Source organism: Porphyromonas loveana (genome assembly GCF_003096695.1).
In the GTDB taxonomy this organism is placed as follows: Bacteria; Bacteroidota; Bacteroidia; order Bacteroidales; family Porphyromonadaceae; genus Porphyromonas; species Porphyromonas loveana.
The window spans coordinates 38,853-59,995 of the sequence record NZ_QEKY01000001.1; the positions used below are offsets into that span (position 1 = coordinate 38,853).

Below are 21,143 nucleotides of genomic sequence, written 5' to 3' on the forward strand. Positions count from 1 at the left end.
CATTTGGATTGTGTTAGAAAGAGATGAACTGCTGCTTTGCAGTTCGTCCTTTATGGCACAGCCCGCTTAGCGTTGGGTGGAGAGGAGAGCGGCGAGCTCTTCGTCCGAGAGAGTGGCCGGGTGTTGAGAGTAGGGGAGGCGGAAGGTGCATCCTTCTCGATAAGCGCTGCAGCCAAAGGCTTCGCGCCCTCTAATGATGGTGCCTTGTGCGCATAGCGGACAGGTAAGGTCCGGGGCTGTGGTCGCCGTTTCTTGGGAGGCCGCTCTTTTCTTCTTTGGGCTGCGAGGTTTGGCCGTTTCCTTGCCCTTGGGCGTAGATGTTTCAGGCTCCGCCAGCACGACGGATGTGCGACTATTGAGCACGTCGGGGATGAGGTGTACAAGCAAGTCTTTCAACTCTTGAATGAAGTCCGCAGCCGAATAGTCCCCCCTCTCGATGCGGCGGAGTTTATGCTCCCATTGCCCCGTCAGCTCGGCACTCTTGAGGAGTTCGTAGTTGATGGTCGCGATGAGGGACACGCCCGTGGGCGTTGCTTTAAGATTCTTCTTCTCCTTATAGATATAGTTGCGCTTGAACAGCGTCTCGATGATGGCCGCGCGGGTCGATGGTCTCCCGATGCCGTTCTCTTTGAGCGCGTCCCGCAGTTCCTCGTCATGTACCAGTTTGCCTGCTGTCTCCATCGCTCTCAGGAGTGTAGCCTCGGTATAATACTTGGGAGGCTGCGTCGTCTTCTCTCGGACTTCGGGTTGGTGTGGGCCGCTCTCGCCTTCGACGAAAGCGGGTAGCGTCTTTTCTTCGTCTTTGTTTTCCTCTTTGTTGTCGTCCTCGTCGTCTGAGCGGGTATCTAAGAAGATAATGCGCCAACCCGGCTCGAGAATCTGCTTGCCCGAGGTCTTGAAGCCCACTTCTGCGGCCTCGGCCGTTACCGTTGTTTGGCTGAATATGCAGTCGGGATAGAAAACGGCGATAAATCGGCGCGCCACAAGATCGAATACCCGCTGCTCGTCACCCGCCAGACCGCGTGCCGATTGGCCTGTGGGGATGATGGCATGGTGGTCGGTAATCTTGCTGTTGTCGAATACCTTCTTGCTCTTCTTAAGCTTGCCGCTCTGTAGGGGCTGCGTGAACGTGGCATAATCGGTCAGGCCGCGCAAGATGCCGGGCACTTTCTCGAATATGTCTTCGCTCAAGTAGGTCGTGTCCACACGGGGATAGGTGGTGATCTTCTTTTCGTATAGCGACTGGATGGTGCGCAGTGTGGCATCGGCCGTCATGCCGAATCGTTTGTTGCACTCCACTTGCAGGCTCGTCAGGTCAAACAGCCGTGGGGGCAACTCCTTCCCTTTCTTCGTCGTGATGGAGGTGATGACCAAAGGGCTGTCTGCCACGGCCTCCACTTGGCGTTGAGCTTCCTCTATCGTGGAGAAACGCCCCTTTGTACTATTGAATACAGTATCCCGATAGGTAGTCTTTACCTCCCAATAAACCTCGGGTTGGAAGTGCTCGATCTCCTCTTGTCGTTTCACGATAAGAGCCAGCGTAGGCGTCTGCACACGGCCGATGGAGAGTACTTGCCGATTGCCTCCAAAGCGCAGCGTGTACAGGCGAGTCGCATTCATCCCCAAGAGCCAGTCGCCAATGGCACGTGCCAATCCTGCTTCATAGAGGGACTGATACTTCTCGCTCTCGTGCAGATGGGCAAATCCCTCACGAATGGACTCCTCGGTCAGCGACGAAATCCAGAGTCGCTTCACCGGACAGGTGCAGCCTGCTTTCTGCAGCACCCACCGCTGTATCAGCTCGCCTTCTTGGCCCGCATCGCCGCAATTGATCACCATATCGGCATCGCGTACCAGTCGCTCTATCGTACCGAATTGCTCTCGGATGCTGTCTCCCCCGATCAGCTTGATGCCGAATCGGGGCGGTACCATCGGCAGGAATGCAATGCTCCAGCGTTTCCAGTCGGGCACATAGTCATGCGGTTCTTTGAGCGTGCAGAGATGGCCGAAGGTCCATGTCACCTGATAGCCATTGCCCTCCATATATCCCTTGTGCGCTTTCTGCGCACCCAGGACGGCGGCAATCTCTCGACCCACACTGGGCTTTTCGGCAATGCAAACGATCATGTGACACTCATTGTTGATTCGGTGACAAAAATACGATATTTACGCCCGAACATATTTTTCTGCTCATAAAGGGAGAGGGGATATCCGTACGTGTAGGAGTTGTGTCGAATGATCACGAGTGCCGATCCTTGCAGACAGCATTTTTTCGTTCGGTGTACGTGTACGCGAAGTCGTCTTTGATGTTTTTCGTGTCTGCGTACATGTACGCGAACGCAAAAAACGGCGTTTTCTTCTCTGCGTACATGTACGCGAAGCTGAATTTGAGATTTTTTGCCTCTACGTACGTGTCCGCGAATGCAAAAAACAGCGTTTCCCTCTCTGCATACATGTAGTTCTCAGCTCTTCTTCCTGTAATATCAGTGGACGATCGAATGTCGGATCCGTCTGATCATAAGAGTTGGTTCAGTGAAATCAGTCTTGAGCCATAATCTTCAAATAGATGGCATCAGTATAATGAGGTAAAATGACGGATTGTTGTCTATATTGCGTTTTTTGCATAGGAGATTACAATAGAATTGGCTCAAAAAAAGATAAATTCAGACAATTCGAATATTGTTTTCGTTCTTTTTCTTTGTCTTCTCAGGAAAAGTGATTAAATTGCGCTGTCACTTTTAATAGTTCTCTCCCCATACGTCGAAGAGTGGTTTTTACGCCGAGAATAACGGTACACCTAATTGGCTATTATCCATTCCGATATCCGGCGGATATATACATGCAGAATCAAATAATAAACAGTGTTGTCGTCAAAAAAGGGCATTTAGCCTTTATCGGAAATTCTGTTGATAGCAGTATGCCGCAGGGAGGTGTTGTTGTCATGCCCAGGGCTTCAGTCGAAATATCTGCAAAGTCCTTGCAGATAATGAATGGATTCTTCATGAAGAAGAATGCAGAATTTAAATTCAAAAAACAATAAAAATGACAAAAATGAAGACTAAAATTGTTACATTGATTGTTTCCTGCTTGTTTCTATCTCAATACTTGATGGCACAGCAAGTTAGAAGTATTCCGCCCAAGCCGACGGATGAGACGTATGAGTACATCCCTTTTCCGACAGACAATGCAGTCTGGACCAATCGCAGCTATCACAACTTCTATGGGCCAGGTCTTCAAGTCGATCGCAATTTTTTTAGCACCGTCTTTATGAAAGGAGATACGATTTGGGATGGTAAGACCTATAGTAAACTCTACGTCTGCAAGGGAGAAACACCCGACTACAGCCCGGGGGCTTTTTGGGGTGGTATTCGAGAAGAGAACAAACGGATCTACGTCCGTCAGTCACATACCTATACCGGTGAACCTTATGCAGTACCCATGGTGTATCCTTACCCGTTAGATCGTTATTTTGGACCTGCCCCTTCGGTAGAATATTTATGTTACGACTTTAACATTCCATCTGATCCGGCAACATTCTATGCTGAATACCTCAAGCGATACCACATGGAAGGGTTTGCAGAATATGAGCGTACGGATTATGAATGGATAGGGGAACGTTGGCGCAGGGTTGTTTATTTCAAATCAAAATATGCCTATGACAATCCGCTCTTTACGTTCCGATGGATCGATGGTATCGGCAACGATAGAGGGTTCTGCTATAATGGCACTTACATAACCACCGGTAATCATAACTTTAGAGAGACTAATCTCTTATGCTTCTTTCAAGACGGAGTGCAGCAATATCACGCGGATAACATTATTATTCCTTTCGAGGGGTCGGACGATTGTTTCCGTATAGACGATCTTTTGCTCGGGCTTAGTCCCACCGTAGCAGATCCTGCTGTTCGGCTGCGATATGAGCACGGCTCACTCGTTTGGGACGCTGCTGTGTCCATCACCCGCGTGCTGCTATATGATTTGCAGGCGCGTCTCGTCTTTTCGTCTCCGACAGTGGGCGTTCATTCGGTTTCGCTGCCCGCGACCATCCCTGCAGGGACTTATCTCTATTGCGGCGATGACACCTATGGACATCGCTACACCGGCAAGCTAATCATTCCGTAACAAGGCCGCGATATATGTGGTAGAAAGCGAATCATCCTTTTCTAACACAACCAGGAGGCTGTACCGAAACAGTAGTTTCGATGCAGCCTCCTTTCTTCGTGTCCGCCACGAATGATCCGTATTTCCGAATAATCGTCGCGGCTTCGTTGTGCAGCGCATAAGCGTGGCGGCTTTTTTTGGCGCAAGAATTCAAAAGGCATAACTTTGTCCGAACAATAAATATAGTTCCAAGCATGGATTTGCATTTCGAAAATATTAGGAGGGAGTACAGCAAGCGCAGTCTCTCTGCCAAAGATATGCCTGCCTCGCCATTCGACCTTGTGACCCGATGGCTGCAAGACGCAGTAGAGACCAAGACCTATGAGCCCACGGCTGTGATCGTGGGGACGGCAACGCCGGACGGTCGCCCCAGCACGCGCACCGTTCTGCTGAAGGAGTTTTTGAACGGAGAATTTGTTTTCTATTCCAACTACGAGAGCCGCAAAGGCCAGCAGATGGCTGCCAATCCGCACGTATGTCTCACCTTCCTCTGGCACGAACTGGAGCGTCAGATCCACGTGGAGGGAGAAGTGCGTTTATTGGAGCCCGAGCAGAGCGATGCCTACTTCGCTATGCGCCCTTATAAGAGTAGAGTGGGCGCGCGCATCTCTCCGCAGAGCCGTCCCATCCCCGGGCGCACCTTTATCGTACAGGAGTTTATGAAAGAGTCGCTCCGCTATGCAGGCAGGACGGTCCCGCGCCCCGATACTTGGGGCGGATACGTGGTGCAACCCACGCGCATTGAGTTTTGGCAGGGACGCGAAAGCCGTCTGCACGATCGTTTCTTGTACGAACTACAGCCCGACAGTACGTGGAGCATCTGCCGCCTGGCACCATAAATCCCTCTTATCAAATGAAAACAAAACTTATTCCCTCCCTCCTCATTCTCCCCTTACTCGTGCTATTCAGCTGCGCCTGCAAGAAAACGGGCAAGGCCGATGCCGCGGGCGACAGAGCCATCGTGAACCATATAGATGCCGAGCGTTTCCGCGAGATGCTTGCCGATACGACCGTGCAACTCATCGATGTGCGCACGGCAGAGGAGTATGCCGCCGGCCACATAGGCAATGCCCGTCTCCTGCCTGTGACGGACAATGACTTCCGCGAGCGTGCCGAGCGCGAACTGGACAAGCATAAGCCCCTGCTTATTTACTGCCGGAGCGGAGCCCGTAGTGCCAAGGCTGCGGATATTCTCTTGCGGCAAGGTTATTTCGTCTTCAACCTCAAGGGCGGTTACAAGGGCTATCCTTATAAGTGACTATGGGGAAGTTGTTAACGCCTAATCTCCTTTTCCCCTCTCTTCCCTAATAGCTTAAACGGTATGAAGGCAAAACGCATACTCGTATATCTTGTCCATATGGTGACTTTGCTCTGCTTGTTGTGGGGACAGTCGTTGAGAGCGCAGAGCTGTGTGGACTACGTGAACCCGCTGATAGGGACACAAAGTAGTTTCGAGCTGAGTGCCGGCAATACCTATCCCGTTATCGGAATGCCGTGGGGCATGAACAGCTGGACGCCCATGACGGGAAAGCCCGGGGACGGATGGCAATACACCTATACGGCACACAAACTCAGAGGCTTCAAACAGACACATCAGCCCAGTCCGTGGATCAATGACTATGGACAGTTTGCCCTCTTGCCGCTGACCGCTCCTGCCCTGCCGACCGAGAGCGACACCGCTGCGCTACATGCATGGCAGAAGCGAATCTTCTCCGACGACGAGACTTCGTGGTTCTCTCATAAGGCAGAGACGGCCACTCCCTATTATTACAGCGTCTATCTCGCCGACTACGACACCCGAGTGGAGATGACCCCCACGGAACGTGCTGCCGTCTTCCGTGTGCGCTATCCTGAGCATCCGACCGAAGGCCGCGGCCGATGGTTGCGCTTGGACGGTTTTGCGGGTGGCTCCGAGATCACCGTCATAGATCCCTTTACAGTCATAGGCACATCGCGCAAAAATAGCGGTGGCGTGCCCGACAACTTTGCCTGCTATTTCGTTCTCCACTTCGACAGCCCCATCGTGGAAGTGTCGCAGCTAACCACAGAAGAGAAGCCCGGCGAGGGCAAACGCGCATGGGCAGCTTGTCGCTTCGAGGGCCGAGATCTCACTTTCCGAGTGGCCTCGTCCTTTATCAGCCATGAGCAGGCGCGCGTCAATCTGTCGGAAGCAAAAGGCAACTTCGACGAGGTGAAGCAAGCAGGCCGGGCTGCGTGGGAGGATGTGCTCGGACGTATACAGGTAGAGGGCGGCACCGCAGGCGAGCGCACAACGTTCTACTCGGCACTATACCGCTGCTTACTCTTCCCCCGTCGCTTCTACGAGATCGACAGAAAGGACGATCCCATCCATTACAGCCCTTACAACGGATCCGTGCTGCCGGGTTATCTCTATACAGACACGGGCTTTTGGGATACTTTCCGTGCCCTCTTCCCGCTGCTCAATCTGCTATACCCCGACGAGAACATCAAGATGCAGGAAGGTCTGCTGAATGCCTATCGCGAGAGCGGTTTCTTCCCCGAATGGGCAAGCCCGGGACATCGCGACTGCATGGTGGGGAATAACTCGGCTTCTGTCTTGGCCGATGCCTATCTCAAAGGCGTGCAAGTGGCCGACACGCACACGCTGATGCAAGGGCTGCTGCATGGTACACGGGCTGTGCATCCGCAGGTGTCGTCCACGGGGCGCAAAGGCTGGGAATGGTACAATACGCTCGGTTACGTGCCGGCCGATGTGGGCATCAATGAAAGTGCTGCCCGCACGCTCGAATATGCTTATAACGACTGGTGCATCTATCGTCTCGGTTCCTCTCTGGGTTGGGAGTCGGCAATGCTCGACACGCTGGCCGGTCGGGCGCTGAATTACCGTCATTTGTTCGACCCCGAAACGCGGTTGATGCGCGGACGCCATCGCGACGGCAGTTATCGGACGCCTTTCTCGCCGCTTAAGTGGGGCGATGTCTTCACCGAGGGCAATGCGTGGCACTATACCTGGTCGGTCTTCCACGATGTGCAGGGCCTGATCGATCTTATGGGCGGAGAGCAAGTCTTTGCGGAGATGCTCGACTCGGTCTTCAGCACCCCGCCTGTGTTCGATGAGAGCTATTACGGCTTCGTCATTCATGAGATCCGCGAGATGCAGATAGCCGACATGGGCAACTATGCGCATGGCAATCAGCCTATCCAGCACATGGTCTATCTGTACAACTATGCCGGTCGGCCTTGGCAGGCTCAGCAGCGGGTGCGCGAAGTGATGTCACGGCTCTATAGCCCCACCCCCGACGGCTATTGCGGCGATGAAGACAACGGACAGACGTCGGCCTGGTACGTCTTCTCTGCTCTCGGTTTCTATCCCGTCACGCCCGGGACGGACCAGTATGTGCTCGGCTCGCCGCTCTTCTCGCGGGTCGTGCTCCGTTTTCCGGATGGAGGTTCCACTGTATTGGAAGCTCCGAATAATGGAAGCGATACGCCCTATGTCCGCTCCGTGGAGATAGACGCAAAGGCGTGGAGCCGCAACTACCTGACGCATGAACAGCTGAGGCAGTCCTCCACCATTTGTTGGGAGATGGATGCCAAGTCCAATCTCCTCCGCGGCACTGCCGATGACGACAAACCCTATTCCTTCTCGGTAGAGAAAAGATAGTTTCCCTCCCTCCTCTCTAATCAAGCTAAAAGACTATTTGGTACAATGGATATGCTCAAGACTCCTTCCGGACGATCTGCAGCCCTGAGAGCTATGGCGCTACTCTGCCTGCTATTCTCATCTGTAGCCTGCAAGAAGAATGCACCTACAGATGTTTTCAAGGATCCGGTAGACTACGTGAATCCCTATATGGGCAATATCAGCCATTTGCTCATGCCCACTTATCCCACCGTGCATCTGCCGAACAGTATGCTGCGTATGTGTCCTGCCCGTGCGGACTATACAGTTCAGCTCTTGGACGGCTTGCCACTGGTGCTCACTTCGCACCGTGGTGCCAATGCTTTTCGCCTGAGTCCGCTCAACAACCTGCCGGATTCGATCCCCACCATTGCCCGCTACACATACGACAACGAGGACGTGCGTCCCTATCGTTACATCGTGCATCTCGACGAGGAAGATGTGGACGTGGACTTCGCTCCTTCGTTCCGCGGTGCCATCTACCGGCTGCGTTACAATGCCGACAGTAGCGGACACTATCTCATCGTCCACTCCGAGAAGGGGGAGATGACAGCCGAGGGCAACGTCATCTCCGGCTACCGTTATCTGCAGGACAGCGTGCGCATATTTGTCTATATGGAGACGTCAAAGTCTCCTGTGGCCTATGCGCGCCGATCGGACAACGGGCAGTACATCTGGCATAAAGAGCAGGTGACGGGCAATACCCTTGTGCTCAACTATGATCTCAAGTCCTCATCCGATCTCTTCGTACGCTATGGGATCTCCTATATCAGTGTGGAGCAGGCTCGCGAAAATCTCCGCAGCGAAATACAGTCCTACAACGTGGAGGTGCTCTCGAAGATGGGACGAAACGAATGGAACAAGACGCTCGGCAAGGTACAGCTCGAAGGCGGGACGACCGAAGCCCGACAGGTGTTCTACACCAGTCTGTACCGTACCTACGAACGCATGATCAACATCTCGGAAGGAGGTCACTACTATGCTGCCGAAGACGACTCCGTGCATTCGGACAACGGCATCCCGTACTATACGGACGACTGGGTGTGGGATACTTACCGCGCCGTGCATCCGCTGCGAATCTTATTGGAGCCGGAGGCCGAATCGCATATGATCAACTCATATATACGTGCAGCTCTTCTGAACAAAGAGAAGTGGCTGCCGACCTTCCCCGAGGTGACGGGGGACAGCCATCGGATGAATGGTAATCACGCCATCGCCGTGCTGGCCGATGCATACGCCAAGGGACTGACGAGCTTCAATCTAAACGATGCATACGAACTCGCCAAGCGGGTAATGGCCGAGAAGACTTATGCTCCGTGGCGACGAATGCCCAAGGGAGAGCTGGATCGCTTCTTCGATGAGAAGGGATTCTATCCCGCCTTGCCTCAAGGAGAGAAAGAGACAGATCCGACTATTCATTCTTGGGAGAAGCGTCAGGCAGTCGCCGTAACCCTCGGTGCAGCTTATGACTATTGGTGCCTGAGCCGATTGGCGCAGTTCTCGGGACATGTGGCAGAGGCTCGCGAATTTCTCCGCAGGAGCTACGACTATCGCAACCTCTATAACTCGGAAACGGGTTTCTTCCACCCCAAAGACAAAAAGGGCAAATTCATCCGTCCCTTCGATTACGAGTTTGACGGTGGCCCTGGTGCCCGTGACTACTACGATGAGAACAATGCCTATACCTATCGGTGGGACATACAGCACAACTTCCGCGATTTGATCGCCCTGATGGACGGGCCGGAGAAGTTTGTGGACTATCTGGATCAGACCTTCCGCACGCCGATGAGTACGTGGAAATTCAATTTCTACCACAATCTTCCGGATCAGACGGGCAACGTGGGGCAGTTCTCCATGGCCAACGAGCCGAGCCTGCACATCCCCTATCTCTACGTATATGCCGGACGGCCATGGCGCACGCAGAAGCTCATCCGCGAGCTGGTAAACGAATGGTTTCGCAACGACCTGATGGGAATGCCCGGAGATGAGGACGGTGGCGGGCTTAGTGCTTTCGTCGTGTTCTCGATGATGGGATTCTATCCTGTCACACCGGGGTTGCCTGCCTACGTGATAGGTAGTCCGTTCTTCAGCAAGATAACGTTGGATTTGGGGGGTGGCAACCGCTTCACCATCATTGCCGACGGCGCAAACAAGGAGAACAAATACATCCAAAAAGCGGTGCTGAACGGAAAGACACTGGATCAAGCTTGGTTCCAACACAGCGACATCGCCCAAGGCGGCACGCTCGAACTCAAGATGGGGCCGCGCCCCAATAAACAATGGGGCGTGGACACACCGCCGCCTTCGGCCGACCCCAAGCCATAGCTATCACCTTGTTTCCCCCTGTTGATTTCTCGGCTTTTTTGGTGCCCAAAAAGTTTTCAACACCGAGAAGCTGTTTAGATTCATTCTAAATAAGCAGACTTTTGACGGTCAGTCGGATAATAAAGGATACTGAAAAACACGAAGAGAATAGTCAGATGTCGATTATTAGGATGTTGAAAGATAATCTTTATAATTGTTGCATTCGATCTTTATAAATATCAATTCTGATAATTATAATATTCGCATCTGAAAATTATAAAGTTTAGATCTCAAAAACCTAATTATTGCAGGCTCTCCAAACCCTTCCCAACGTGACAAAAAAGAAGCACCCGTTGAGTTCGCGACCGAACTCAACGGGTGCTTTATGCTTTTGTGATGACAGATGAGGGGTTATGCCATCCTATTCATGGTCAAGAGGTGATAATGTTTGGCCGTTCGGATTGCTATAGTTCCGATGCTGCACCGTTCAGATAGGGGAAAGAGGAGTAAGGCAGAGCTATCCCCGCCGATTTTGCCGATAGGTTCGTTATTCATCATTGCTTTCATTTACTACATATTGCTTTGAGGTTTGTCGTCCGTGCGCGCTGGTATTCAGGTGTTTATGGATTGTAGCATCGTCTGCCGACATGCAAAGGTAACCAAAAAGGAAAGCCCCTCGCTCGCCACCTGAACTGAAGTGCACCCCAAATGTTTGATGTCTAACTTTTGGGGTGCACTTCTGTTGATTCCGGTGGGCTTTTTCCCTCATTATGGCGATGTGCCCATAATGATCAGTATGCTTCTTTCTTTTACGGTAATATTTATATATACATGCATATTGTATGCCATCTGTATCTCTGTGAAAAAGAAATAGGCTGTTAAACAAGATACATATAAAAGAGCGTAATGGCATCGACGACTTATGTCTATGACTACAGCAGCACGACCATGATAGAGAGAAGGTCCTTTGCAGCTCCATGCCAAGAAATCGTTCAATGCGCCGCAAAGAATAATGCTCCAAAAGGCCTTCTGACATACTTGTAGCTGTGTTCTTAACGCGATTGTGCTGTCTCTATGACTTAGTTCTCAAAGCCAAGTTGGTGTCGTGTCAGATGATGGCCGTCTGAAAGTCCTGCTCCTTCCGCATGCCTTTTGGCTGATTTGCAACCATCTGATAACTGTCCTACCTCTGAAAGGGGATGAGGTAGCGCTTTTTACGTACCTGGCGGTTTAGGACAAACCTTTCTTCGCCTGTGGACTAAGTCCCTTATTGTTAGCCGTTTATATTCCCTCTCTCGGGAAAAGCTATTCGCTCTAATGAGGGAGAGTGAGCCTTTACGGAAAAAAATCCGCAAAAGCATCCATACATGTAGGTAAATATGCTGGAAAAGAGTACTTTTGCGACATTGATTTTGAACTATTATTCTGTGTCATGGCAAAAGTTATAAAGACAAAAAAAGGCCTTGCACTTAATCTCAAAGGCAAACCACTACAGGAAATGCTGTCCACTCCGGCACAGAGTCCTCTCTATGCGGTCGTGCCCGATGATTATCAAGGCATTATCCCCAAGGTGACAGCTCGACCGGGGGATAAGGTTCGTGCCGGCTCAGCGCTTATGTACCATAAGTCCTATCCCGAGATGCTCTTCACCAGTCCGGTGAGCGGCGAGGTAGTGGCTGTGAATCGTGGTGCCAAGCGTAAGGTGCTCAGCATCGAGGTACGACCCGACGGGCTGAACGAATACGAGGCTTTCGCTGTAGGCGATCCTGCTTCACTCTCGGCCGAGCAGATCAAACAGCTCCTCCTCTCAAGTGGTATGTGGGGCTTCATCAGACAGCGTCCGTACGACATTGTGGCTCTGCCCGATGTGACGCCACGTGATATATTCGTGACGGCCAACTTCACGGCGCCGCTGGCTCCCGACTTCGGCTTCATCGTCCAAGGAGAGGAGCGTGCTTTGCAGACGGCTCTCAATGCCTTGACCAAGCTGACGACCGGTAAGGTTTATGTGGGTGTGCAGCCGGGCTCCAAGCTCGACCTCAAGAATGTGGAGCTATACGAGGTGCAAGGGCCACACCCCGCAGGCAATGTGGGCGTACTCATCAATCATACTGTTCCTGTCAATCGTGGTGAGACGGTGTGGACGCTCAAGGCCACCGACCTCATCGTGATGGGTAAATTCCTGCTCACGGGTAAGGTTGACTTCTCTCGTATGATTGCCATGACGGGCTCTGACGCTGCTGCACATGGCTATGTGCGCGTCATGCCGGGTAGCAATGTCTTCTCCATCTTCAATCCGTTGACCATTAAGCCTGATCACGAGCGTGTGATCGACGGTAACGTATTTACCGGAAAGAAGCTGACGGAGGCAGAACCTTACCTCTCGGCACAGTGCGATCAAATCACTGTGATCCCCGAAGGAGATGATGTGGACGAGCTCTTCGGTTGGGCCACTCCCCGTCTGAACCAGTTCAGTATGAGTCGTGCCTACTTCTCATGGCTGCAAGGCAAGAACAAGGAGTATGTACTCGATGCCCGCGTGAAGGGGGGCGAGCGTGCCATGATCATGAGCAATGAGTACGATCGCGTTTTCCCGATGGATATTTTCCCCGAGTATCTGCTCAAGGCTATCATCTCGTTTGACATTGACAAGATGGAAGACCTGGGTATCTATGAGGTGGCTCCGGAGGATTTTGCCGTTTGCGAATTTGTAGATACGTCCAAGATCGAGCTCCAACGCATCGTGCGTGAGGGTCTGGATATGCTATACAAAGAAATGAATTGATAATCCGTTCACACTCTAAAGCATAAGACATTGAAAGCGTTAAGGAATCAACTAAATAAGCTGAAGCCTCATTTCATGGAGGGTGGCAAGTTCCATAGCTTGCATTCTTTCTTCGATGGCTTCGAGTCCTTCCTCTTCGTGCCGAATCGGACTTCGCGACATGGCGTTCATGTGCATGACGCCATCGACAGCAAGCGTACGATGATCATCGTGTGTATGGCATTGCTGCCGGCCTTGCTCTTCGGCATGTACAATGTGGGGGTACAACATTATATGGCTATCGGTGCTCTCGTGGAGTTCTGGCCGGCCTTGCTCTTCGGCCTGCTGGCCGTATTGCCCAAGATCATCGTCTCCTATGTCGTGGGTCTGGGTATAGAGTTTACCATAGCCCAGTATAGAAAAGAAGAAATACAGGAGGGCTTCCTCGTATCGGGTATGCTCATTCCGATGATTGTCCCCGTCGATACGCCTTTGTGGATGATCGCTTTGGCTACGGCCTTTGCTGTCGTTTTCGCCAAAGAGATATTCGGTGGTACGGGACGTAACATATTCAACGTTGCGCTCGTAACGCGTGCCTTCCTCTTCTTCGCCTATCCGGCGGCAATGAGTGGCGACCAAGTGTTTGTGCGCACGTCCGACACCTTCGGACTCGGTGCCGGTACCGTTGTCGATAGCTATTCCGGTGCTACTCCGCTCGGACAGATCGCAACGGCGGGAGCTGAAATGCCTACGCTGCATGATGTGGTGGGCAAACCGCTCTCTCTCATGGATGCCTTCATCGGTAATATCCCGGGTTCAATCGGCGAGACTTCTACGTTGGCCATCCTCATCGGTGCTGTTCTGCTCATTTGGACGGGTGTAGCCAGCTGGAAGATAATGGTGAGCGGTGTGGTTGGTGCTACGGCTATGGCTTTGGTATTCAATGCCATCGGCACGACGGCTGCGATGCAAACTACTCCGCTTATGCACCTCGTCTATGGTGGTTTCGCCTTCGGTCTCGTCTTTATGGCTACGGATCCTGTTACTTCGGCTCGTACGGAGAGAGGTAAGTGGATCTTCGGCTTCTTCGTGGGGCTGATGGCCGTATTCATTCGCGTACTTAACCCCGGTTATCCCGAGGGTATGATGCTTGCCATTCTGTTGATGAACGTGTTTGCACCGCTTATCGACTATTTCGTGGTGGACAGCAATATCAAGGCTCGTAAGGCTCGTGCGCTCAAGAAATCCTAATCGCATAATCCACTCGTACAAGACATGAATAGAGATAAAAATTCATATACCGTCATTTACGCTTCGGTGATGGTTATCCTCGTGGCGGTGCTGCTGGCCTTTGTCTCTCAGACATTGAGCGACAAGCAGAACGATAACGAGAAGATAGATAAGATGCAGCAGATCCTCCGCTCTGTCAATATGGCGACAGAAGATAAGGGCAAGGTGATAAGCACTTATATGAGCGTGATTAAACAAGAACTCCTCATCAATCAGGACGGTACGGTAGCCCAGACTTTCGAGGGCGATCAGCTGGCTCAGAATGAGGCTTTCAAAATGAATACGCGCAATGCTTTCAAATTGGCAGCCGATGATAAGAGTATCGCTCTGCCCCTCTATGTGGCAGAAGTGGACGGACAGACCAAATACATCGTTCCGATGAATGGGGCCGGACTATGGGGCCCGATCTGGGGCTTTGTTGCGTTGAACGATGACTGCAATACGATCTTCGGAACAGACTTCGGCCACCAGGGAGAAACTCCGGGATTGGGCGCTGAAATTACCACTTCGAAGTTCTCCGGACAGTTCCACGGGAAGGAAATTTTCAAAGGTGGAGAGTTCAAATCCGTTGCAGTAGTCAAGGCCGGACATAAAGCTGATGACAAGGACTATGTAGATGGTATATCAGGTGGTACGCTCACCAGCGATGGAGTGAACAATATGCTCGATGCCTCGCTCCGTCCTTATGTACTATACCTAACGAATAACGCTAAAAAGTAAAGGGCTATGTCACTTTGGAACAAAAAGAATAAAGAGATTCTGCTCGGGCCGCTAAGTAAGAACAACCCCGTCATTGTGCAGATGCTTGGCGTTTGTTCGGCTCTGGCAGTAACAGCCAAGCTGCAGCCGGCCATTGTTATGGCTCTGTCAGTAACAGCTGTTGTGGCATTTGCCAACGTTATCATTTCGCTTCTGCGCAATACTATTCCCGGACGTATCCGTATTATCGTCCAGCTCGTGGTTGTAGCTGCGTTGGTGACGATCGTTAGTCAGGTGCTGAAAGCTTATGCCTATGACGTCAATAAACAGCTGTCCGTATTCGTGGGCTTGATCATCACAAACTGTATCCTCATGGGGCGCTTGGAAGCTTTCGCCTTGGCCAATCGTCCTTGGGAGTCTTTCCTCGATGGTATCGGTAATGGCTTGGGATACGGTCTCATCCTGATTATTATTGCTTTCTTCCGTGAACTTCTCGGTTCCGGTACGCTCTTGGGCTACCAAATCATACCGCAGAGCTTCTATGAAATAGGCTATGTGAACAATGGCTTGATGATTCTGCCTCCGATGGCACTGATCGCCGTGGCTGTTGTCATCTGGGTACACCGCTCTCGCAACAAAGAGTTGCAGGAAGATTGAGTAAACAACGCTTGACAATCAATTAAGACAGTATCAATTATGGATTACATAAGTACGTTTGTCCGTTCGATATTTGTGGACAATATGGTTTTTGCTTACTACTTGGGGATGTGCTCTTTCTTGGCCGTTTCCAAGAACGTAAAGACCTCCATTGGTTTGGGCGCTGCAGTTACTTTCATTCTGGTGTGCACCCTGCCCATTAACTATATGCTGGAGAACTACATCTTCAAGGCCGGAGCACTCTCTTGGCTCGGACCTCAGTTTGCCGAGGTGGACTTGAGCTTCCTTTCTCTGATCATTTTCATCGCGGTGGTCGCTACGTTCACGCAGCTGGTCGAGATGGTGGTCGAGAAGTTCAGCCCTGCTCTTTATGCCTCGTTGGGTATCTTCCTTCCCTTGATTGCCGTTAACTGTGCGATCCTCGGGGGATCACTCTTCATGCAGCAGCGCGAGTTTGTCAATGTCGGGATGGCTACGGTTTACGGACTGGGTTCCGGTCTCGGTTGGATGCTTGCTATCGTAGGTATGGCAGCCATCCGTGAGAAATTGGCTTACTCCAACATCCCTAAGCCATTGCGCGGATTGGGTATTACATTCATTATCACCGGTCTCATGGGCATTGCCTTCCTGAGCTTCTCCGGCGTGAAACTCTAATAAGAACGAAGTAGAAATGATGAGTACAGTAATTATTGTCAGTGCAGTCGTGTTCCTACTGCTCACGCTGATTCTGGTTATCTCTTTGCTCTTTGCTAAGAGTAAGTTGGTTCCTTCAGGCAATGTGAAGATAACGGTCAATGACGAACGTAATCTGGAGGTACCCCTTGGTGGCACCTTGCTCAATACGCTTCAGTCTCAAGGTATATTCCTCTCTTCGGCCTGTGGCGGGAGTGGTAGCTGTGGCCAGTGCCGTTGTCGGGTGACAGAGGGTGGAGGAGAGATTCTGCCCACCGAGAAAGGTTTCTTCTCTCGTAAGGAGCAGAAGGATCATTGGCGCTTGTCTTGCCAGACGAAGGTGAAGGAAGATCTCGAAATCGTTGTGCCCGAAGAGGTCTTCGGCGTGAAGGAATGGGAATGTGAAGTTCTCTCCAATAAGAACGTATCCACCTTCATCAAGGAGTTTGTCGTTAAGCTCCCCGAAGGCGAGAAGATGGACTTCAAGAGTGGTAGCTATGCGCAGATCACCATTCCCAAGTACGACATTCGATTTGCGGACTATGATATTCAAGAGCGTTTCTGTGGCGATTGGGACAAGATGGATGCTTGGTCGCTGACTTGCAAAAATGACGAAGAGACGGTGCGTGCCTACTCTATGGCCAACTATCCTGCCGAGGGTAATATCATCACGCTCAACGTGCGTATTGCCACTCCTCCGTTCGATCGTGCAGCGAATAAGTGGAAACCCGGCATCAAGCCCGGTATCTCCTCTTCGTATATCTTCTCTCTCAAGCCCGGTGACAAGGTGAAGATGAGTGGCCCCTACGGTGACTTCCATATCCAAGACACCGATGCCGAAATGCTGTACATCGGTGGTGGTGCCGGTATGGCTCCGCTTCGTGCTCAAGTGCTCCATCTCTTCCGTACGCTCAAGACCGGTCGCAAGGTGAGCTATTGGTATGGTGCTCGCTCCAAGAACGAGATCTTCTATGAAGAGGATTTCCGTGAGATTGAGAGAGAGTTCCCCAACTTCAAGTTCAATATTGCGCTGTCCGATCCTCAACCCGAGGACAATTGGACCGGCTATGTGGGCTTCATCCATCAGGTTATCTATGACAATTATCTGAAGGATCACGACGCTCCCGAAGATATTGAGTACTATATGTGTGGTCCCGGCCCGATGGCCAACGCTGTCAAAGGCATGTTAGAAGATCTGGGTGTGCCTCGCAACATGCTCTACTTCGACGACTTCGGATAATCCTTTACACGGCCTCTGCGAGAGGTTTGTCGATGCAAAGAACCGCGCCTGCAGTCCCATCGGACGGCAGGCGCGATTCTTTTTTCTCCTATTTGCTTCTTCCCTCTATCCACTAATCTGTTATGATGACGGTTAGTGGTGAGAAAAGGCTCAGAGTTGCCTGCGATGCACGTCGAACGAGCCGTCGCAGGGTCGGTATTACGATGCCGTTGAGCGTGAATGCGTTAGGCCGGGGAGGATTAGCACATCTGTGGCGAGGGGAAGTGGATGATGTTTGGGGTTGCAGCATTCATCCGCCTTTTTCTATCTTGCTTAAGAACTGAGATGATTGAGGGTGTGTAGATGCAAAAAAGGTCGGCACTCCGGAGAGAGCCGACCTTTTTGCTTGTTTCTGTCAAATATTATTTGATTCGCAGGGCTTTGCCCGGAGTCAGTGTCTTTTTCTTGCTGATGCCATTCTTGGCGCACAGCTTAGCTACCGTAGTACCGTTACGTTTGGCAATGGCTTCCAACGTGTCACCTTTCCTGATGCGATAGGTCTTAGGCGTAGCTGAGTTCCGCCCTTTTCTTTTGGAGGCCACGCGAGAACCTTTGCCTGCTTTGGCATAGCGTGTGCTGCTGCCACGATGGAAAGTGTAGACGTCTCTGAGTGGTACACCGTTATCAAAGTCAATGATCGTACTCGGATTGATGGGGATCCCCATGAAACGAGTCTCGAAGTGAAGGTGAGGACCGGTGCTTCGTCCTGTACTGCCTCCCAATCCGATGGGTTGGCCGGCGCGTACGATCTGATTCTCATGTACAAGCTGGCGACTCATGTGCCCATACACGGTCTCCAGTCCGTTGGGGTGACGCACTATAACATAGTAGCCGTAACCTCCGTGCTCATAGTTGCGCACACGCACTTTGCCATCGAAAGCAGCTCGGATCGTGTCGCCCCGATTGACGGAGAGGTCGATGCCATAGTGCATACGTCCAAAACGACGACGATAGCCAAATTCTGAGGTAACTTGCTTGTCTTCGACAGGCATTACAAAAGATGAGCAATCAATGTCATAACTTTCGGGGATTTCGACATCTGCTCCAACAAATGGATTGACGTACTCGCTCCAAGAATCTTCGCCATAGATATCTACGGCTGGGTAGTTGAGAGATTCCATTGCCAGCCTACTTTCGTATTCGGCTTTTCTAACCTCTTTTTCAGAAGATACCTTGTTGCGGAACTCCAGCCGATCGGCAACCATGTTGCCGAGGAAACGCACAGAGTCTTGTGTCTTTGTGCGTTCGGTCTTTGCTTTGCTGTTCACTTGTTTGGAGCGCGTGTTTCTTACCGGAGTGTTTGCCACTGTGGCTGAAACGAAGCACAATGAACAGCAAAGCAGAAGGATCGATTTTTTCGACATATTTCTGTTCCTGTTTTTAGTGTACCAGACAGTCGGCTCCACGCTGAAAAGGTTGTGGCTGATAGCGCTCCCGAGTCTGTCTTTGAAAAAAATTTCGCCCAAAGATGTGACAAAAAAACGAGCTTACCAAGCTTTTGGCGCGTTTTTTTTGCCTTTTGCACACATATTGCCATGGAGTGCAGGGCCATTTCGATGCATTTTGTCACGCAGTTTGCACGGAAAATGAGCAATGGGGATGAATGCTGTGTGCAGTTAATAACGAGCAGTAAACCTGTCTTATTGTCCACCAACTGCACATAAAGAAAGTCTCTTCTGACTTCACTTCTATGTCTTGTCGGATTGTCCTTTGAGGGCGTGTGGGCATCGTGCACGAAATGTCGGGCTGAAAAACGCGAGAATATGGTGCGGGCAATCCGGTACAACTCGCGCCAAAACATTTTTGATTTGGCGCCAAATTTTTTCAGAAATGGCACCAGAATAATTTTGAAATGGCGCGAGTTTTTTGACGATTCACAAGAGAAGGTGATTCTGGCAGATCCGCCTGCTTTCTCGCCGGAGTTCAATCTTCTTTGAAGGATGGAATGTGCTGTGTAGAAAGAAAACGAATTTCTTCCTTTGCTGTATCAAATAATTAGTATATTTGCACCCGCTATCGGGATGTAGCACAGTTGGTAGCGCGCCACGTTCGGGACGTGGAGGTCGGAAGTTCGAGTCTTCTCATCCCGACAGACGCCGTCAGTGTTCCTTGGAGGAATGTTGACGGCGTTTTTCGTCCGACAGCACAAAAAAGACGGAGACAGCTGAGCCTCAAACTCAGCTGTCTCCGTCTTTTTGCGTGGTGGTATGTATCCTCGTTTATAGACTGTCCAGAAAGTCTTTGATGGTTTGGATCAGTTCGGGGGCTACTGTCGCATCGAGGAATCCGTATTCGTTGGGTGTGCCCATGATGGCACGCTGCATGATGTGATTGATTTCGGGCAGATAGACGACTTTATTCCGCGAGCCGGTGCCATTCACACCGAGAAGTTCTTTCATCAGTGGCATATTCACTTCTTGCAGTACTTGCGTGTCCACTCCGCCGTATATGGCCAAAGTGGCAGGGAGAGGGTGCTTGGTGTATTCCGCTGATGCGATGTCCAGCACGCGGGCAGGGTCATAGGTGAGGAAATGCTTGATCCACGGATTGCTCATTTGTGCCGTAATCAGTTTGATGCCTTGCTCTCTCATCTCTTCTGTCAGCTCGGACGGGAGCAGGATGGATGCGTTCGCACGGCTATAGGCTTCGATGCGTTTGCTCACTTCTGTGGAGTCGCCCGGAAGTGTTGCGAGCCGTATCAACTCTTCCATGGCTGCGCGTTTGGCAGGACTTTGAGGTTGTCCTGTGGTCGCTTCCTCGATGGCTGCATTTTGTGAGAGGAGTATTTCCGACCCCTTGACGGAGGGAGCACCCACGAGAACCAGTCCGGTGACACCTCCGATCTGGCGCGCCACGATGGGGGCGATGATGCCTCCCTCGCTATGCCCCAGGAGGAATACTTTCTTGGTGAGCTGGGGGTAATGCTTGCGCATGAAGGCCAATTCGCTCTCTATGTCGGTTGCCAGTGTGTCGGTCGTCGCCAGTGCAGCATCGCCCGTGCTCTCGCCGAAGTTGCGGTCGTCGCAGCGCAGGACAGCGTAGCCGTGACGGGTGAGTTCGTCAGCCAAGACTGCAAACGGCTTGTGCTCGAATATCGTCTCATCTCGGTCCTGCAGACCGCTACCGCTGATGAGGATGACGGTTCCTTTGGTGTGGGCTGTCTCCTTGGGGTAGGTGAGCGTGCCCACGATGGTGATGTCTGCCGACTTATGGGGTATGTCCACGTCTTCTACCTCGTAAGGGAAGGGTGGCACGGGTGTCTGCGGGCGGTATGCCTTGGCTCCGTCGAGTCCGCGATAGAGTGTCATAGCCGTGCCGAAGCGCCCCTGACGGAACTCTCCTACGATGGAGTCGTTCTGTAGTTTGCCACGATAGGACAGCAAGAGATTCTCTATGGTTAGGCTCAGACTATCCCCTATGACAGTGACGGTGGATAAGGGTATGCCGAAAGCTTTCTGATCTGGGCTGTCCATCGTCCCCTGCCAGGCGTTACCTGTCTGTTGGAGGTGGAGGACCAGTGGTGTGGAGCCGAGACCTTGAGGGATGCGTCCGCTCCAGTCTCCGGCTAACTTCTGTGATTTACAACTTGCTGTGCTCATAACGAAGGCTATGATACTGACGATAGCCAAAAAACGATACTTCATAATGGTGAT

General features: G+C 51.6%; 16 protein-coding genes and 1 tRNA gene. 12 read left to right on the forward strand and 5 right to left on the reverse strand.

Features of this window, described 5'->3' with window-relative positions:
• Nucleotides 1–66 precede the first annotated feature (66 nt).
• Nucleotides 67–2,127 (reverse strand): DNA topoisomerase 3, encoded by a 2,061-nt coding sequence (locus tag C7382_RS00155; RefSeq protein ID WP_116678297.1) that lies wholly within the window; start codon nt 2,125–2,127, stop codon nt 67–69.
• Between the two features lie 981 nt (nt 2,128–3,108).
• Here C7382_RS00155 and C7382_RS00170 point away from each other — a divergent pair.
• The 5 genes from C7382_RS00170 (at nt 3,109) to C7382_RS00190 (ending at nt 10,150) form a co-directional block, all read left to right on the forward strand.
• Complete coding sequence (locus tag C7382_RS00170) at nt 3,109–4,122, forward strand: hypothetical protein (RefSeq protein WP_133241517.1); 1,014 nt, start codon at nt 3,109–3,111, stop codon at nt 4,120–4,122.
• Nucleotides 4,123–4,355: 233 nt separating this feature from the next.
• A complete protein-coding gene (gene pdxH, locus C7382_RS00175) occupies nt 4,356–5,000 on the forward strand; it encodes a pyridoxamine 5'-phosphate oxidase (RefSeq protein WP_116678301.1) in 645 nt (214 codons plus the stop codon).
• Between the two features lie 14 nt (nt 5,001–5,014).
• The gene (locus tag C7382_RS00180) at nt 5,015–5,419 is read left to right on the forward strand and encodes a rhodanese-like domain-containing protein (protein ID WP_116678302.1); all 405 of its coding nucleotides are present in this window, start codon (nt 5,015–5,017) and stop codon (nt 5,417–5,419) included.
• Nucleotides 5,420–5,482: 63 nt separating this feature from the next.
• Entirely contained in the window at nt 5,483–7,807 is a 2,325-nt protein-coding gene (locus tag C7382_RS00185; protein ID WP_116678303.1) for a GH92 family glycosyl hydrolase, read from the forward strand.
• A 51-nt stretch (nt 7,808–7,858) separates the two neighbouring features.
• On the forward strand, nt 7,859–10,150 hold the full coding sequence (locus C7382_RS00190; RefSeq protein WP_394342037.1) for a GH92 family glycosyl hydrolase: 2,292 nt from the start codon (nt 7,859–7,861) through the stop codon (nt 10,148–10,150).
• 390 nt (nt 10,151–10,540) lie between these two features.
• On the opposite strand, the gene C7382_RS10035 is transcribed toward C7382_RS00190, so the two are convergent.
• Complete coding sequence (locus tag C7382_RS10035; RefSeq protein WP_165815098.1) at nt 10,541–10,687, reverse strand: hypothetical protein; 147 nt, start codon at nt 10,685–10,687, stop codon at nt 10,541–10,543.
• An 874-nt stretch (nt 10,688–11,561) separates the two neighbouring features.
• Between C7382_RS10035 and C7382_RS00200 the strand changes: the two genes are divergently transcribed.
• The 6 genes from C7382_RS00200 to nqrF are packed head-to-tail and all read left to right on the forward strand — an operon-like array spanning nt 11,562 to nt 17,451.
• Nucleotides 11,562–12,914: a Na(+)-translocating NADH-quinone reductase subunit A gene (locus C7382_RS00200; protein ID WP_116678306.1), complete on the forward strand. Its 1,353-nt coding sequence runs from the start codon at nt 11,562–11,564 to the stop codon at nt 12,912–12,914.
• Nucleotides 12,915–12,944: 30 nt separating this feature from the next.
• A complete protein-coding gene (gene nqrB / locus C7382_RS00205) occupies nt 12,945–14,144 on the forward strand; it encodes an NADH:ubiquinone reductase (Na(+)-transporting) subunit B (protein WP_116678307.1) in 1,200 nt (399 codons plus the stop codon).
• A 24-nt stretch (nt 14,145–14,168) separates the two neighbouring features.
• Nucleotides 14,169–14,903: a Na(+)-translocating NADH-quinone reductase subunit C gene (locus tag C7382_RS00210; RefSeq protein WP_116678308.1), complete on the forward strand. Its 735-nt coding sequence runs from the start codon at nt 14,169–14,171 to the stop codon at nt 14,901–14,903.
• Nucleotides 14,904–14,909: 6 nt separating this feature from the next.
• Nucleotides 14,910–15,539 (forward strand): NADH:ubiquinone reductase (Na(+)-transporting) subunit D, encoded by a 630-nt coding sequence (nqrD, locus tag C7382_RS00215; RefSeq protein ID WP_116678309.1) that lies wholly within the window; start codon nt 14,910–14,912, stop codon nt 15,537–15,539.
• Nucleotides 15,540–15,578: 39 nt separating this feature from the next.
• Nucleotides 15,579–16,193, forward strand: a complete 615-nt coding sequence (nqrE, locus tag C7382_RS00220) for an NADH:ubiquinone reductase (Na(+)-transporting) subunit E (protein WP_116678310.1) — start codon at nt 15,579–15,581, stop codon at nt 16,191–16,193.
• 19 nt (nt 16,194–16,212) lie between these two features.
• Nucleotides 16,213–17,451, forward strand: coding sequence for an NADH:ubiquinone reductase (Na(+)-transporting) subunit F (gene nqrF, locus C7382_RS00225; RefSeq protein WP_116678448.1), 1,239 nt, complete (start codon nt 16,213–16,215; stop codon nt 17,449–17,451).
• A 401-nt stretch (nt 17,452–17,852) separates the two neighbouring features.
• Here the strand turns inward: nqrF and C7382_RS00230 are convergent, their stop codons facing one another.
• Nucleotides 17,853–18,854 (reverse strand): M23 family metallopeptidase, encoded by a 1,002-nt coding sequence (locus C7382_RS00230; RefSeq protein ID WP_116678311.1) that lies wholly within the window; start codon nt 18,852–18,854, stop codon nt 17,853–17,855.
• Nucleotides 18,779–19,417 (reverse strand): hypothetical protein, encoded by a 639-nt coding sequence (locus C7382_RS10040; RefSeq protein ID WP_165815095.1) that lies wholly within the window; start codon nt 19,415–19,417, stop codon nt 18,779–18,781. Before C7382_RS10040 ends, C7382_RS00230 begins: the two co-directional genes overlap by 76 nt.
• Nucleotides 19,418–19,507: 90 nt before the next feature.
• Here C7382_RS10040 and C7382_RS00235 point away from each other — a divergent pair.
• A tRNA-Pro gene (locus C7382_RS00235) sits at nt 19,508–19,580 on the forward strand.
• 129 nt (nt 19,581–19,709) lie between these two features.
• Here the strand turns inward: C7382_RS00235 and C7382_RS00240 are convergent.
• Nucleotides 19,710–21,134, reverse strand: coding sequence for an alpha/beta hydrolase (locus C7382_RS00240; RefSeq protein WP_116678312.1), 1,425 nt, complete (start codon nt 21,132–21,134; stop codon nt 19,710–19,712).
• Nucleotides 21,135–21,143 lie beyond the last annotated feature (9 nt).